The organism is Botrimarina mediterranea (assembly GCF_007753265.1).
In the GTDB taxonomy this organism is placed as follows: domain Bacteria; phylum Planctomycetota; class Planctomycetia; order Pirellulales; family Lacipirellulaceae; genus Botrimarina; species Botrimarina mediterranea.
Genome location: NZ_CP036349.1, coordinates 3,818,098 through 3,832,732 on the forward strand (window position 1 = coordinate 3,818,098; position 14,635 = coordinate 3,832,732).

General features: G+C 64.0%; 11 protein-coding genes and 1 tRNA gene. 5 read left to right on the forward strand and 7 right to left on the reverse strand.

Translation table 11 applies throughout. The annotated features are described in order from the left end of the window. Positions 1-27 precede the first annotated feature (27 nt). Genes Spa11_RS14620 through Spa11_RS14635 form a run of 4 tightly spaced genes read right to left on the reverse strand, consistent with a single transcriptional unit; the run spans position 28 to position 3,629 of the window. Positions 28-480 (reverse strand): transthyretin-like family protein, encoded by a 453-nt coding sequence (locus Spa11_RS14620; RefSeq protein ID WP_145113514.1) that lies wholly within the window; start codon positions 478-480, stop codon positions 28-30. Beyond that, the gene (locus Spa11_RS14625) at positions 470-1,552 is read right to left on the reverse strand and encodes a DUF1559 family PulG-like putative transporter (protein ID WP_145113516.1); all 1,083 of its coding nucleotides are present in this window, start codon (positions 1,550-1,552) and stop codon (positions 470-472) included. The genes Spa11_RS14620 and Spa11_RS14625 overlap by 11 nt, the downstream gene beginning before the upstream one ends. A gap of 41 nt (positions 1,553-1,593) precedes the next feature. Continuing rightward, on the reverse strand, positions 1,594-3,096 hold the full coding sequence (locus tag Spa11_RS14630; protein WP_145113518.1) for a hypothetical protein: 1,503 nt from the start codon (positions 3,094-3,096) through the stop codon (positions 1,594-1,596). Beyond that, entirely contained in the window at positions 3,093-3,629 is a 537-nt protein-coding gene (locus Spa11_RS14635; protein ID WP_145113520.1) for a sigma-70 family RNA polymerase sigma factor, read from the reverse strand. The genes Spa11_RS14630 and Spa11_RS14635 overlap by 4 nt, the downstream gene beginning before the upstream one ends. A gap of 450 nt (positions 3,630-4,079) precedes the next feature. Here Spa11_RS14635 and Spa11_RS14640 point away from each other — a divergent pair, with 450 nt between their 5' ends. Beyond that, positions 4,080-4,604 (forward strand): tyrosine-type recombinase/integrase, encoded by a 525-nt coding sequence (locus tag Spa11_RS14640; RefSeq protein WP_145113522.1) that lies wholly within the window; start codon positions 4,080-4,082, stop codon positions 4,602-4,604. A gap of 70 nt (positions 4,605-4,674) precedes the next feature. Then, positions 4,675-4,759 (forward strand) — tRNA-Leu (locus tag Spa11_RS14645). Between the two features lie 57 nt (positions 4,760-4,816). Here Spa11_RS14645 and Spa11_RS14650 read toward each other — a convergent pair. From Spa11_RS14650 to Spa11_RS14660, 3 genes are all read right to left on the reverse strand, one after another. Then, positions 4,817-6,556 (reverse strand): carbon starvation CstA family protein, encoded by a 1,740-nt coding sequence (locus Spa11_RS14650; RefSeq protein WP_145113524.1) that lies wholly within the window; start codon positions 6,554-6,556, stop codon positions 4,817-4,819. Positions 6,557-6,706: 150 nt separating this feature from the next. Then, complete coding sequence (locus Spa11_RS14655) at positions 6,707-7,117, reverse strand: hypothetical protein (protein WP_145113526.1); 411 nt, start codon at positions 7,115-7,117, stop codon at positions 6,707-6,709. 45 nt (positions 7,118-7,162) lie between these two features. Further along, the gene (locus Spa11_RS14660; RefSeq protein WP_145113528.1) at positions 7,163-8,836 is read right to left on the reverse strand and encodes an efflux transporter outer membrane subunit; all 1,674 of its coding nucleotides are present in this window, start codon (positions 8,834-8,836) and stop codon (positions 7,163-7,165) included. A 226-nt stretch (positions 8,837-9,062) separates the two neighbouring features. On the opposite strand from Spa11_RS14660, the gene Spa11_RS14665 reads away from it, so the two are divergent. The 3 genes from Spa11_RS14665 to Spa11_RS14675 all read left to right on the forward strand — a co-directional run bounded on the left by Spa11_RS14665 (position 9,063) and on the right by Spa11_RS14675 (position 14,195). Next, a complete protein-coding gene (locus Spa11_RS14665; RefSeq protein WP_145113530.1) occupies positions 9,063-9,551 on the forward strand; it encodes a MarR family winged helix-turn-helix transcriptional regulator in 489 nt (162 codons plus the stop codon). Positions 9,552-9,651: 100 nt separating this feature from the next. Further along, positions 9,652-10,830, forward strand: coding sequence for an efflux RND transporter periplasmic adaptor subunit (locus tag Spa11_RS14670; protein ID WP_145113532.1), 1,179 nt, complete (start codon positions 9,652-9,654; stop codon positions 10,828-10,830). Positions 10,831-11,039: 209 nt separating this feature from the next. Beyond that, positions 11,040-14,195: an efflux RND transporter permease subunit gene (locus Spa11_RS14675; protein ID WP_145113534.1), complete on the forward strand. Its 3,156-nt coding sequence runs from the start codon at positions 11,040-11,042 to the stop codon at positions 14,193-14,195. The last annotated feature ends 440 nt before the right edge of the window (positions 14,196-14,635 follow it).

Sequence of the window (14,635 nt, forward strand, 5' to 3'; positions counted from 1 at the left end):
GTGGAGTCGTGCTTACGATCGTCGGTTTCACTTACTCTGCAGGTCAAAGTTCGCTTCTGCGGAGCCACTACGGGGCACGTCGAAGACGAGCTCCGTCGGCGCGCGGTAGCGGGCCGGCACGCGTTCTTCCTCTAGCGTCTCAACGCGATCGGAGTTCTGTGGGTCCACCAGTCGTTGGTCAAACGTCGAGACGCTCACGCGGTGCGTGCCGACAACCGCTCCTTTGCCGTGCTTGCGGGTCGAGAGGGAGTACCTCCCCGTGCTGTCGGTCGTACCGAACGAGGTCGGTCCGACAACGATGCTTTCTCCGCTGCGCTGCGGTTGGAACTGGACCCGTGCGTTGCTCAGCGGCTCACCGTCCAACGTGACCACACCAGAAACATCCGCCATCCGGAAGTCGCCCGATCCGCAGCCCGGCAACAGCACACTGCTAAGCAGTAAGGCAACAAACGCGAGACCTAGCCCTGGCTTAGAAGTCATAGAACTCAACCTCCTCACCCGCGATGGTGCCAAGTGCCAGGAAGACTTCGTCGGAGACGGTCTCGGGGATGCTTTGCACCGATCCGTCGCAGAAGACAAATTGCAGCACTCCGCCAGAGTGGACGCTGCCAAAGCCGCGGAAGCAGAGGTTCGGGTCGGCGCCAAGTCCCGGTGGAACTTCGCGCGCGCTGGCGGCGCAGAAGGTCTGATCAGGGGTGCGGAAGATCGAGCTGCGGCCGGTCTCATCACGGATGAAATGCCCCTTGCTGTGGTAGCGCCAACCCGACGCCCAGACATTGCGGCGGATCGCGGTGGGGTCAGAGACGGCCTCGCCGACCATCGCCGACTTCGACAGGCCGTCGGTCACCTTGGCGACCCGCACCGGATCGGAGTTGATCCGATCGCTGGCCGCGATGATCGGGCCTTGGAATTGCTTCGCTTCGGCCCGGGCCGCGTTCTGACTCGTGTTGAGGCGGTCCCAGAAGAGGAGGTTGGGCTGAACGGTTAGGTCGATCTTCCCGGCGACCGCGCGGTACGTGCTGCCTGCCCAATCGTTACCGTGAGCCGCGAATGGCTGCAACGCGTCTTGATCGGAGGGGCAGACCAATTCTTCGAGGACGATCCGCCCGAGCTGCTGGTTCGAGACGCCCGACGCATTCACTTGGGTGGAGTTGTAGTGCTTGGCGCCAGAGAAGTCGTACTGGTCGTGGAGCGATTGCCGCTCCATGAAGGGAAGCAACGAGATGCACCAGTTCTCCCCCACCTCTGCCTTTACGCCGCCCGGTGTGTCGTCGTCGTTGTACATCGCCTTTCCGGTGCAACCGGCCGGGAAGGCGTTCTTGCTCGACTCGTAGTTGAGGCACGCCAGCCCGATTTGCTTGAGCTGGTTCTGGCACTGCGCGCGCCGCGCCGCCTCCCGCGCCGCCTGCACCGCCGGCAGCAACAGCGCCACCAGGATGCCGATGATGGCGATCACCACCAACAGCTCGACGAGGGTGAAACCTCGCACGGCGTCGTCGCGGTGGCGCCTCGACGGCGCCGCGTACAGATCGCGTCGGATGTTTGGAAGCATGTCTTCGTGGATGAGTGATGATGAGAGGAGAAGCCGCGCCGCTAAATCGGCGGCGCGCCGGGATCACCCGGTACGGCCGTTGCCTTCTCTGCGCCGGTTTCTCGAACGATGTAGAAGCCCCAGCGGAAGCGGTCACCGTGATCGACGCCGTTCGGCCCCACGCCGACGTAGACCGTGTCGCCAGCCTTCAGATTCCCTAGCGGGCCGCGGAAGGCGACGTAACCCGAGCGGTTACAGAATCGCTGGAACAGGATTGGCCCGTCATTGACGTGGGCCGCGATATCGACCACCCGGTCGATGTCCCATCGCTTTGCGTCGTGCCGCTCGAGCCAGCCCGACTCAATCCGATAGGCGCCGTCCTCGGGAACGGTGAAGGCGGCGATGCTGTAGTGGTCGAGGCCGTCTTCCGCTTGCTCACGGCCCTTGCCGGGATGACCGCCATCGCGGTGGACGCGGACGTACTGATTCGCTTCCCCTACGCGACGGAAATCCGCCGGGCGGTAGCTCTTCGTCGGCGCGTTCCACAGCAGCTCGGAGTACAGCGTCGGCTCGCCGAACGGGCCGTCGGCGTTGGTGTAGTAGCGCCACAGACCTTCGCGCCGCGGCTGGCGTTCGACTCCTGCACGCCAGTCGTACCAGCGATCGCCCACGACAATGGTGTTCTTGAGTTCCGGCCGATTGGGGAGCTTCTCGGTGAGCAGACGGGCCGCTTCGCCCTCGAGGTGGTCGGTGTCGTCGCCCGTGGAGCGGACGCCTTCCCCGGCGAACAGACGGCGGCCGTCGTTCTTCTGATTGGGCGAGACGACCTCAACCTCGCCCTCGGTCACGACGACATTCACCAACGGATCGGACTCGTCGCCGCCAACGGTGATGGCGAATTCGGTCCCGTGGTCGATGACCTCGAACTTGGGCGTCGCTACGCGGAATCCCGTCGCCCACGAGGGAGCAACCGCCGCCAACTTGCCGGCGTACAGGGCCCCTTGGTTCGGGTCGATCGGCACGAAATGGGCCGGCCCTTCCAGCACGACGATCGCGCCTTGACGGAACTCGACCTCGAGCAGCCCGCCCTCGAACTTCACAACATTGCCAGACTGCAGCGTCTCATCGACGAGGAGCGCTTTGGCGCCGTCGGACCAAACGACCGATTCGACTCGCTTGACCGTGGCGACGACTCCCGGCCAGCGGTCAACCGCCGCCACCGCGTTACCGGCACCCCGATCTTGGCCGCCGCGATAGACGAAGCCCAGGAGTAAACACGCCGCGATCGCCAAGCCGACGACCGACCATACGGCCCTAGAACGTCCGCCGCGAACAGCGACGGTCGCCGCGGGGCGTTCGATCTCTCGAAGGATGTTGTCGCGCACTCTCGCCAACCTCACCGCGCCGAAGAGGTCGGCGTGCATGCCGGCGTAATTAAGGTACTCCGCTCTCCGCTCGGGAGATTTCCGCAGGAGGTCTTGGAGCTCGGTCCGATCGGCTTCCGAAAGGTTGTTGTCGCACGCGGAGCTGAAGAGTCGTTGGCAGCGGGGGTCGAGGCTGTTCATGACACGTGCCCCCCCTGCGCCAGAGTGCTGTGGATGCACTGATAGAGGGACGCACGGATGCGCGCCAAAGAGTTAGCGACCCCACCCGCCGATCGACCTAGCCGGTCGGCGATGTCCTTGACGCTGATCCCGTCGGAGTAGGCCGCCGTGACAATGGCTGCATCCGCCTCACGCAGCTTGGCCAGGCAGGCCGCTAGCGCCCGGCGCCGCTCAATCCGGCTCTCGGGGTCCTCGTCTTGCTGCGTGGTTGCGAGCATCTCGATCGTTTCCGTGTCAAGCGAGGGAACCCGCTTGGCCCGCAGATGGTTCATCGCCTTGTACCGAGCGATTTGGCAGCCCCAACCGACGAAACTGCTGCCGGGCTCGAAGTCGCCGAACTTCTGCCACATCGTGAGCACGGTCTGCTGAAATAAGTCTTCGGCGTCCTGAAAGCCCGGCACGATCGCACAGAGGAAGCCCAGCAGCTGAGCCTCGTGGAGGACCAACAGCTCAAGAAACGCTTCCCGGTCACGTCCGTCGCCCGCCTGGGACATGGTTTCTCCGCCTGAAGAGAGCAGCAATCGATGCCGTGAGACCTCGTCGAGGAGCCTCACCGTTGGAATGTGGCGACCTATTCTTCCGTCACGATGAAATTGGCCGTTTTTTACAAGATCGATGGGGGAGAGACGGCGTCGCCCAACCGCGACGCCGCCAATAACGGACGACTTTGTCTTGATTTAGCAACGGTGCCGGACAAAATTACCCGCGCATGCCCATGAAGCCGCAAAACTATAGGCAGAGCCGCTGCACCGACAACGACGGGCACAAGGCGCCTGCGATTTGTCGCGTCCCATTCGGGAGAAGAGACAAACGGCATCGAACGGGCCGACACCGGTTAACCTTGCGTTCGAGCAATTCTGGACAGGATGTAAACTCCTCCACGGATTTAGACTTCGCCAAACCCGCGGAGGCTTCATCGTTCTCAGCATTTTCGACGAGTGCGGATGAAAGCACACACGGTCGGGGCAAGACCCTCCGAACGCACGACACGCGCGGTTACCTCCTGCAGCTACCTGACAGGCTGGCGGGTCAACGAGATTCTGGCCCTACGGCGCGAGGACGTCGATCTATCGACCGGCACGGCATTCCTGGCGGCCGAGAGCACCAAGGGGCGACGGGACGCCCGGGCAGACCTTCACCCCGTCGTCATTGACCATCTGCGGACAGTCCTGTCGTTTGACCCGCTGGTGTTCCCTTGGCAGGAGTCGCCGCGCCGGCTCTGGGCAGACTTCGCCAAGCTGAAGGAAGCGGCTGGAGTCGAGTTCAAAGGAGCCTTCCATCGGCTGCGGTTCGGGTTCGCCAATGCAAACGTGGATCACGTCCCCGCCGACGTCCTCCAACGGATGATGCGACACCGGGGGGCATCGACAACCCAGGGCTACATCAACAAGGCTAGGCGGATGCAAAGCCAAGGGACGGTCGATAGACTTCACGTCCCCGCGACCTTCACGGCGAAAGTGGCGAATTGAGTGTTTGTTGAGTGTTGGGCCCTGCCATACCCTTCAACGATCGACCTAAGTCGATATGCTGTAACAACTTGGCCGAGTGGCGGAATGGCAGACGCTCTGGACTTAAAATCCAGTGGGGGGTAACCCCCGTGCGGGTTCGAGTCCCGCCTCGGCTACTGTGCTTCAACGGCGTTCCCCATCGGGAGGGTCGCCCGGCCTTAACGCTGCGAGCGTCACATTGTGGCGGGCGTTAGTTTCGGTTGCGGTGGGGGCGTGTCGGAGCCGGTCAAGACGCGCACCGCTTCGACTAGCATCAGCGCGGCAAGCCCCAACAGCACCAAGCCGATCCAGGGGACGGGGTCGCTGGGTGCCTGCCAGGCGCCCTCGCTCGTACGGAACGCGGGCGCCGTCATCGAAACGAGCGCCCAGGTGCTCATGACGTACATCACGACCGTCGGGATGCCCGTGACGAACCAGACCCACCTTGCTCGCCGTGTGCGCCACAGCCAGACCGTCACACCGAGTAGTGTGAGCGCTGCGAGGAGTTGGTTGCTGGCGCCGAAGAGGTTCCAGAAGAGTTGCCAGACCGGCGTCGGGGCGTCGGACGGGTGACGCAGCATAAAGAAGAGCGGCACGCCAGCCGTCAGACCCGACCCCAAGAGTCGGCCGCCACGGCCGTGCCAGCCGGTCAGTTCTTGGACGATGAAGCGGCCTAACCGAGTGCAGACGTCGAGGGTGTCGTAGACGAAGGTAGTAAACGCCATTAGCGCGAACGTGACGCCGATCGCTTTGGACACGTGGATCACGTCGAGGAACTTGCCGATGCCGTGCGCGTAGATCTGGTTGGGCTTGCCCGAGAGCTCTGCGGCGCCTTCGGCGAACATCATCACGCAACAGAGCGACACCACCGCGACCATCGCCTCTAGCAGCATCGAGCCGTAGGCGACGGGCTTGGCGTCGCGTTCGTTGCGTAGTTGCTTAGAGGTGGTGCCGCTCGCGATCAGCGAATGGAACCCCGAGCAGGCGCCGCAGGCGATCGTGATGAAGAGCAGCGGGAAGATTGTCGCGACGCCGCCGGCAGCGGTGGCGACTTCCCACCCGCGGAATGCCGGGTACTCGACCTTCACGCCGCCGAACGCCAGTCCAATCGCTCCGGCGCCGAGCGCGGCGTACAGGAAGTAGCCGCCCAGTTGACCGCGCGGTTGCAGCAGCAGCCATACCGGCAAGACGCCGGCGACGAGGCAGTAGGCGAGGAGCAGGATGCTCCAGAGCTTGACCGCGACGCCTTCGCTCGAACCGGTAATCGTCGCCAAGTCGAATGGGACGCTGGGCCCGAATACAATGGCCCCGACCACCATCGGCAAGAAGATGCACAGCCCGAGCCACGACGGCATGCCCGTGTAGCGCATCGCAATGCCCATCGCCAGCGTGATCGCCAGGTAGATCAACGAAGCCGACGCGATCGCGCCGCCGCCGACACCGCCATTCTCCGCCAGCGGCTCGCCGACGAACGCCGCGGCTGTCACCCCGGTGAACGCGACGATGATGTAGACCAGCGCGATCCAAATGAAGATCAGGAACATCAAGTAAGAACGCCGCGACATGTAGAGCCGCACGACCTCGGCGATGGAGTTCGCACGGTGGCGGATCGAAGCGACCAGCGAAGTGATGTCTTGCACGCCGCCGATGAAGATCGATCCGATCAAGATCCACAGTAGCGCCGGCAACCAGCCGAACAGCAGACCAGCGAGGATCGGGCCGACGATCGGCCCTGCGGCGGCGATCGCCGAGAAATGTTGTGGCAGCAGTTCGGCGGTCGAGATGGGCTCGAAGTCGAGGCCGTCCCGTTGCTCAATCGCCGGCACCGGCGCTTTGGCGTCGAGACGCAGCAGGCGGGCCAGGAGCCGGCCGTAGGTGACGTAGGCGATCCCCAATACTGCCGCGCTGGGCAGGACGATCCAGAGGAGATTCATGGGCCCGCGCGGCGGTACGATTGCGGAGGAGTGGCTTTTAAACGTCGCGTTGGCGTCGCCGTTGCGATCTGCCGCGCGCCGCCATCGTAACCACAACTTCCCTGTGGCGGAAACGGCGCACGAGACGGCCCATTCCCGAGCAGATCGGTGTTATTTTCCGTCGATGCTGGCGGCACAATCGCCACTGACACAGCCGGAAGCCTCACCGCATTGATAGCCGATCCGGTACGGGATGCAGACGTCGTGCTCCGTCGAGCGACAGCGCAGGCACGGCAATGGCTTCGGGCAGTAATCGTCGCAGAATCGGCGGCAGTCCACGCACGGCGGGCACGGCAACGGCTTGTGGCAGTAATTGTCGCAGAGCCGACAGCAATCCGCCCGAGGCGGGCACGGGAGGGGCTTCGGGCAGTAGTCGTCGCAACAATACTTCTGCGGACAGCAGCACTCGCCGCCAAACCAATCGTCCAAGCAAACGCCGAAGATCGCCTGTGACGGCGTTGCCGTCAGCCACATCGCCAAGACAAGGCCTAGCGAGCCACCGGACAAACGTTGATTGCGCATGATTGGAGAACTCGTACAACAACGGTATGGCGAGACTTGGGGTGTCTACTTCGCGGCGAAGACCGGCAGGTTGATCGTCGGTTCCTTGGCTTCCTCTGGCGTCACTTCCGACGGCGCCTCTTCAGCCGGCGTCTCTTCCGCGGGCAACGGAGTGGGGACGCTTTCGGCGTCTTCCGCGGGGATGACGACCGGTAGTCGGGTCGGGCCGCCAAGCCGGACCTGCCAGCCGCCGCCGAGCGAGCGGTAGATGTCAACGAGACCCTGGGCGATCTGACCCTCGGCGACCGCCTTCGCGTCTTGCTGGTTCACGAGCGCCAGCTCGGCGACGAACACTCGGCCGAAGTCGGTCTGGCCGCCCTTGTAGAGTTGCTGCACAAGGTCGCTCGATTCGAGCGCCGCGTCCGCACTCTTGGTGAGCGCCTCGGCTTGCTCTTGGTATCGCAGGAATGCGGCGATCGCGTCCTCTGCTTCGCGGTGCGCTTCGAGCACCGTCTGTTGGTACTGCGCGACACGCTGCTGAAAGAGAGCATCCTGAGCAGCGACGTTCGCACGCAGACGGCCGTAGTTGAGGATGTTCCAGGTAAAGCCCGGGCTGATGCTCCCCGTGAAGGCGCTGGTCTGGAACATCCGATTGAACGTCGGCGCCTGCCAGCCGAGGTTGCCGGTGATCGAGAACGCCGGGTAGAGGTCCGCTTCGGCGATGCCGATGCGCGCGCTCTGCTGGGCGACGAGACGCTCGGCCTGACGGACGTCGGGGCGACGCCGCACCAGTTCAGCAGGGATGCCGGCGACGACCTGCTTTGGGGAAGTCGGGATCTTGGCCGGCGACATCGCCAGGAGCGGCGACAGGTCCTCGGGCGGGCGGCCCATCAGGACGCAGAGTCGGTTGGTCGCCTGCCGGAGTTGCAGCCGCAGTTGCGGGATCAGCGCCTCGGTTTGTGAGAGGTTTGTCTGCGCCTGGGTCACGTCGAGCTTGCCGGCGGCGCCGCCCTCGAACAGGTCGGTGGCGATACGGAGCGAGCCCGATTGCGACTCGACGTTCTGCTCGGCGTAGGCGATCCGCTGCTGGAGCGTGCGGATCTCGACATAGGTCGAGGCCACATCCGAGACAAGGATCACGAGCACGTCGTCGTAGGCCTCGACCGAGGCGTCGAGCTCCGCGTTGGCGGACTCGATCGCGCGGCGGAAGCGGCCCCAGAAGTCGAGTTCCCAGGCAAGCTGCCCGCCCAACTGCCAGATGTCGATCTGCCCACCGCCAAATCCGGCGCCGCCGAAGCCCGACTCGTCGCTGATCTGCGTGCGGGTGTACGAGCCGGTCGCCTGCTGCTGCTGCGGGAAGAGTCCGCCGACGGCGACCTGACGCAGCGCGCGGGCCTCAAGGACACGATAGCCGGCGTCACGGACCGTGAGATTCTCGGCGTACGAGATGCGGATCAGCTCGTCGAGGCACGGGTCGTTGAAGACTCCCCACCAATCACGGAGGTCCACCGGTTCGCTCGAGAGCCGCGTATCGCGGGCCTCGACCCATTCGTCGCTTACCGGGACGGCGGGCTTACAGTAGTTGGGCCCGACCTTGAAGCCGTTGTGGACGTACTCCTTGAAGCTGGTCATGCAGCCCGAGGAGCCGCCGACGGCAACCGCCGCTACGGCGAGGCACGCGCAGCGGCGCAGGCGCCGGGGCGTTGAGTAACGGCTTGACGGGTACTTGTTGTGGTGCATTGCGCCTCCCTGCGCGTCGCCTCACGAGGATTCTGCGGTCTCTATCGGTCGCCACGGACGCAGCGATCCCACCATTCATCCGCCCTATGCCGCCTTCGCGGCTCCTCCCAGCCTGCCGTTGCCGGCATAAGACGCAGGGTTTACCACCAGTTCCGCGCGGCCACAGTCGCTGCTAGCGGCTTAGGTCGTCAAGGTTTCCGCAATCGGCCTTGCTTCCGCTGCGTCGATGTCGAATAATTCGATATCTAACCATTCGGCGTCTAGCAACATCGGAGTCGAGTTGCTCAAGCACAATTTCCAATCCGACGCGGGCTACTGGGTGCACGTATGCGCCCACCGCTTCGAATTGCATATGAACGCTCTACTCGCCGACGAGGGGATTTCGTACCGCCAGATGCAGGTCCTTGCTTGGCTCGCCATGGAGGGGGACCAGTCCCAGGCGGACCTTTCTCGTTGCATGGGCGTCGAACCCCCCACCGTCGTGTCGGTCATCGACCGCATGGAGCGCGACGGCCTCATCGAGCGCAAGGCGTGTCCCGACGACCGCCGCAAGCGGATCATCAGCCCCACCGAGAGGGCGCTACCCGTGTGGGAACGGATCATCGGCTGCGCGAAACGCATCAATCAACGGGCCACGAAGGGCCTCACGAAGAGTGAGATTGCGACGCTCCGTTCGCTGCTTGAGCGGGTTCACACGAACCTTGAGGGCGACTAACGGCTCCCAGTGGTCCCTCGCATCAACGATCAAACCCAAATCCCCCCCAACCATTACTGTGCCTAGCCGGCTCGTGCACTGGCCCCGTGGTGTGAACGTTATGAAGTCGATTCCCAATGTCGTGCTTTCGGGCGTGCTGATTCTGCTAGCTGCGGGCTGTGAGAAGCCCAACACCTACGCGCCGCCCCCGCCGCCGAAGGTGACCGTCGCCACGCCGCTGTCGCAGCGGGTGCAGGAGTACTACTCCACGGTCGCTCAGACCCGTGCAATGAACCGCGTCGAGTTGCGGGCCCGCGTGAACGGCTACCTCAACAGCGTCCAGTTCCGCGACGGCGACACGGTCCAGCAGGGGCAGCTGCTGTTCGAGATCGATCGCGCGCCGTTCGAGGCGACGTTGCGCTCGGCGATGGCGACGCTGTCGAAAGCGAAGGCGCAGCTCGAGCTCTCCGATCGCCAACTCGCCCGCACCGAACCGCTGGTGACGCGGCAAGCGGTCAGCCAGAACGAACTCGACGAGATCATCGCCCAGCAAGCCGCCGCTGCTGCCGATGTACAGGCCGCCGAGGCGGCAGTCCGGGAAGCCGAGCTGAATCTCAACTACACGGAGATCCGTGCGCCGTTTACGGGCAGGATTGGCCGTCGGATGGTGGACCCGGGCAACCTCGTGCAGCCGGGCGAGACCTTGCTGGCGACACTTGAGTCGATCGATCCGATCCACGCCTATTTCACCCTGAGCGAGTCCGACCTACTGCGTTTCCTCGAGATGCGGCGTACGGGCGAGATCCCTAGCGACCCTGAGGGGCGGACTCCAATCGAACTCGCCATCGGCGATAGCGATCATTACGCCTACCAGGGCTACATCGACTTCAGCGAGTTCGGCGTTGATCCACAGACCGGCACGACCGAGCGGCGTGGCATCTTCCCCAACGCCGATGGCTCACTCCGTCCGGGGCTGTTTGTTCACATCCGCTACCCGATTGGCGGGCCACAAGAACGTCTGCTGATCGACGACAGCGCGATCGGCTCGGACCAGCGTGGCGACTACGTGCTGGTGGTCGGGCCCGAGAAGAAAGTCGAGTACCGCCCCGTGACGCTCGGCACGCTTTACGGCAAGGAGCGTGTGATCCTCAAGGGAATCGACGCAAGTGACCAAGTCGTGGTCGAGGGCTTGCAGCGTGCGCGACCCGGCGCCGAGGTTGTCCCCGAACTCCGCCCAGCCCCCGACGCCGACGCTCAGGCCATCAAGCAGGCCGCTTGGTCGGCGCCCGTCACCCGCTAGCGGCTACGCGCCCCCACAACTAATCAAGCAAAGACCTTTTGAACCACGAAGGAACGAAGGAACAAAGAGAGCTGCGACTAACGCGAATCGAAACGAATGACCGTTTCGTTCTGCTTGCGATCTCATCGTTTTCGTTTCTTACCTTCGTTCCTTTGTTCCTTTGTGGTTAACAAATAACCGCCCCTTCGCGGCGCCCCGAGATCAACGGCATGCTGTCCAAGTTCTTTATCGAACGCCCCGTCTTCGCCAACGTGATCGCCGTGATCACGATGCTGATCGGCGCCGTCGCCCTCTGGAACCTGCCGATCGAGCAGTACCCGGAGATCACGCCCCCAACGGTGCGCGTCTCGACGAGCTTCCCCGGAGCGAACGCCACCACGGTGGCCGACACCGTCGCCTCACCGATCGAGCAGCAGGTGAACGGCGTCGAGAACATGCTCTACATGCAGTCGACGAGCTCGGGCGACGGCTCTTACTCGTTGACGGTGACCTTCGAGATCGGCACGAATCTCGACGACGCCCAGGTCCAGGTGCAGAACCGCGTGGCGATCGCCGAGCCGCAACTCCCGGAAGACGTCCGCCGCCAGGGCGTCACGGTCAAGAAGCAGTCGACGAACATCATCCTCGTGGTCTCGCTCACCAGCGACGACCCGAGCATGGACACGCTCTATCTGTCGAACTACGCATCGCTGAGACTGCGAGACGAACTGAGCCGCATCCAGGGCGTCGGCGAGGTGACCGTCTTCGGCACCGCCAATTACAGCATGCGGGTGTGGCTCAACCCAGAGAAGCTCAAGGCGCGCGGGATGACGGCGCAGGACGTAGTGCTCGCCATGGCCGAGCAGAATGTCCAGGTCGCGGCCGGGCAGATCGGCCAGCCCCCCACGCCCGAAGGCCAGCAGTTCCAGTACTCGGTCACCACCCAGGGCCGGTTCAGCACGGTCGAGCAGTTCGAGAACATCATCGTCAAGAGCGGCGCAGGCACCCGGCTGGTCTACCTCAAGGACGTGGCGGACGTCGAACTCGGCAGCCAGTCGTACGACCAGTTTACCGAGCGTGAAGGGAGCCCCAACGCCAACATCGGCATCTATCAGCTGCCGGGCGCCAACGCGCTGCAGGTGGCCGAAGACGTCAAGAAGACAATGGAGAGGATCCGTCGAGACTTCCCCGACGGGATGGAGTACACGGTCCCGCTCGACACGACACTGTTCGTCGAAGCCTCGGTGCACGAGGTCTACAAGACGCTGTTCGAGGCGGGCATCCTCGTCCTCGCGGTGATCCTCGTCTTCTTGCAAGACTGGCGCGCCGTGCTAATCCCTGCGACCACGGTGCCGGTGACCATCATCGGCGCCTTCGCGGCGATGGCGATGCTTGGCTTCTCGATCAACATGCTCACGTTGTTCGGCTTGATCTTGGCGATCGGCATTGTCGTGGACGACGCGATCGTCGTCGTCGAGAACGCGGTGCACCACATCGAACGCGGCGAGCCTCCCAAGGAAGCGACCATCCGCGCGATGTCCGAAGTGCTCGGGCCGATCATGGGCATCACCCTGGTGCTGCTGGCCGTGTTCATCCCGGCGTCGATGCTCGGCGGCATCACGGGGCAACTCTACCGACAGTTCGCCCTCACGATCGCGGCGACGGCGATCGTCAGCGCCATCAACGCCGTCTCACTCAAGCCCGCCCAGTGCGCCCTGTGGCTGCGGCCGGTGCGGAAGGAGAAGATGTTCCTCTTCCGCTGGTTCGAAGCCGTCTACAGCTTCTTCGAGCGCATCTATCTGGCGATTATCAAGCAACTGGTGAAGGTGACGATCCTCGGGCTGCTCGTCTTCGCGATGCTCGTAGCCGGCACAGCGTGGTGGTACACGCGCCTGCCCACTGGCTTCATCCCCACTGAGGACCAGGGCTACATCCTCATGGCGGTGCAGTTGCCCGACGCCGCGTCGCAAGAGCGTACGCGCGACGTGATGGCGCAGATCGACGAGATTCTCGCCGAGACCGAAGGGATCGATAGCTGGATCACGATCGGCGGCCTGTCCATCATGGACAACTCCAGCGCGCCGAATGCCGGCACCGTGTTCGCGTCGTTCACCGACTTCGAGGAACGCGGGGAGCAAGGGCTTTCGCAGGACAAGATCGTCGGCTCGATCCAGATGCGTCTAGCCGGCATCCGTGAGGCGGTCGCCTTCGCCGTTGTGCCGCCGGCGATCCGCGGCCTCGGCGTGCGTGGCGGCTTTGACATGCAGGTCGAGGACCAGGGCTCCGTCGGCCTCGCGGCTCTGCAATCGGCCGCTCAGGCGGTGGTCGAGAACGCCAACGGTCAGTCGGCGCTGGCCGGCGTGCGATCGTCGTTCCGACCGGGCGTGCCGCAGCTGCGGGTCGATATCGACCGTGTCAAAGCCCAGACCCTCAACGTGCCGCTCAGCAACATCTTCAGCACGCTGCAGGCCTATCTCGGCTCGGCGTACGTCAACGACTTCAACAAATTCGGCCGCACGTACCAGGTGCGCGTCCAAGCGGCGAAGGAGTTCCGCCTCGCCGCCGACGACATCCGCAAGCTCGAGGTCCGCAACAAGAACGGCCAAATGTTGCCTCTAGGATCGCTGGTCTCGGTGCATCGCACGCTCGGGCCGCAGGTGATCAACCGCTACAACCTCTATCCGGCCGCAACCGTCACGGGCGAAGCGGCGCCGGGGCACAGCTCGGGCGACGCCCTGCGGATCATGGAGCAGCTCGCCAGCCAGACGATGCCCGTCGGCGTCAACTACGAGTGGACCGGCATGGCCTACCAAGAGAAAAAGGTGGGCGGCGAGGCGATCTTCATCTTCGCGATCGCCATCCTGCTGGTGTACTTGGTGCTCGCCGCCCAGTACGAGAGCTGGGTCCTGCCGATCGCGGTGATCCTCGTGGTGCCGCTGGGCCTCTTGGGGGCGGTGGCGGCGGTGGCGATCCGTGGGTTCGATAACAACGTCTACACGCAGATCGGCATCGTGCTGATCATCGCGCTGGCGAGTAAGAACGCGATCCTCATCGTCGAGTTCGCCCGCGACCTCCGCCGCGACGGAGCGTCGATCATCGACGCCGCCATCCGCGCGGCGGGGATGCGGTTCCGGCCGATCATTATGACCTCGTTTGCGTTCATCCTTGGCGTGACGCCGCTAGTGTTCGCCAACGGCCCCGGCGCCGCTGGCCAGCAGGCGCTCGGCACAGCGGTGTTCGGCGGCATGATCGCCGCGACGATCCTGGCCGTCTTCTTCATCCCGATCTTCTACGTCGTGTTCCAACGCATCGACGAGTACTTCCGCGGCGCGCCGGTCAAGCCGAGCGAGAGCGTCACCGTCGGACAGACAGCGCCTTCGCACTGAATCACCAGGACGCGTTCTCTGGCAGCGAATTTTATTAACACGACGGGCACGACGAACACGACGGCCTTTCACTGGGGCGTACGTTGCCTCGCCAAACAGGCCGTCGTGTCCTTCGTGCCCGTCGTGGTTCCACTTCTCGGCAGCGCAGAATCGGTCTCATCGGTTTGGCGCGCGGAATGCATTTCTTCCGCTCGATCACCCTAAGACGCCCTCTTCGCCCCACGAACTGAACGCCGCGCCGCCAGCTGGACTTTGTTGCTGGCGGGCGTTCGGTCAGGGTGGCTTTGCGGGAAACAACTCGTCGGAACACGAATTCGACTCTTCCGCGGAACGGAACCAAGAGAGCCCACTACTGTGAAAATTGTTGACTGCGTGACCTGTGGCGGACCCTGCGAACCCTCCCATGTGCAAGGCCGCTCGCGCGAAGCCGATCGCCGCCC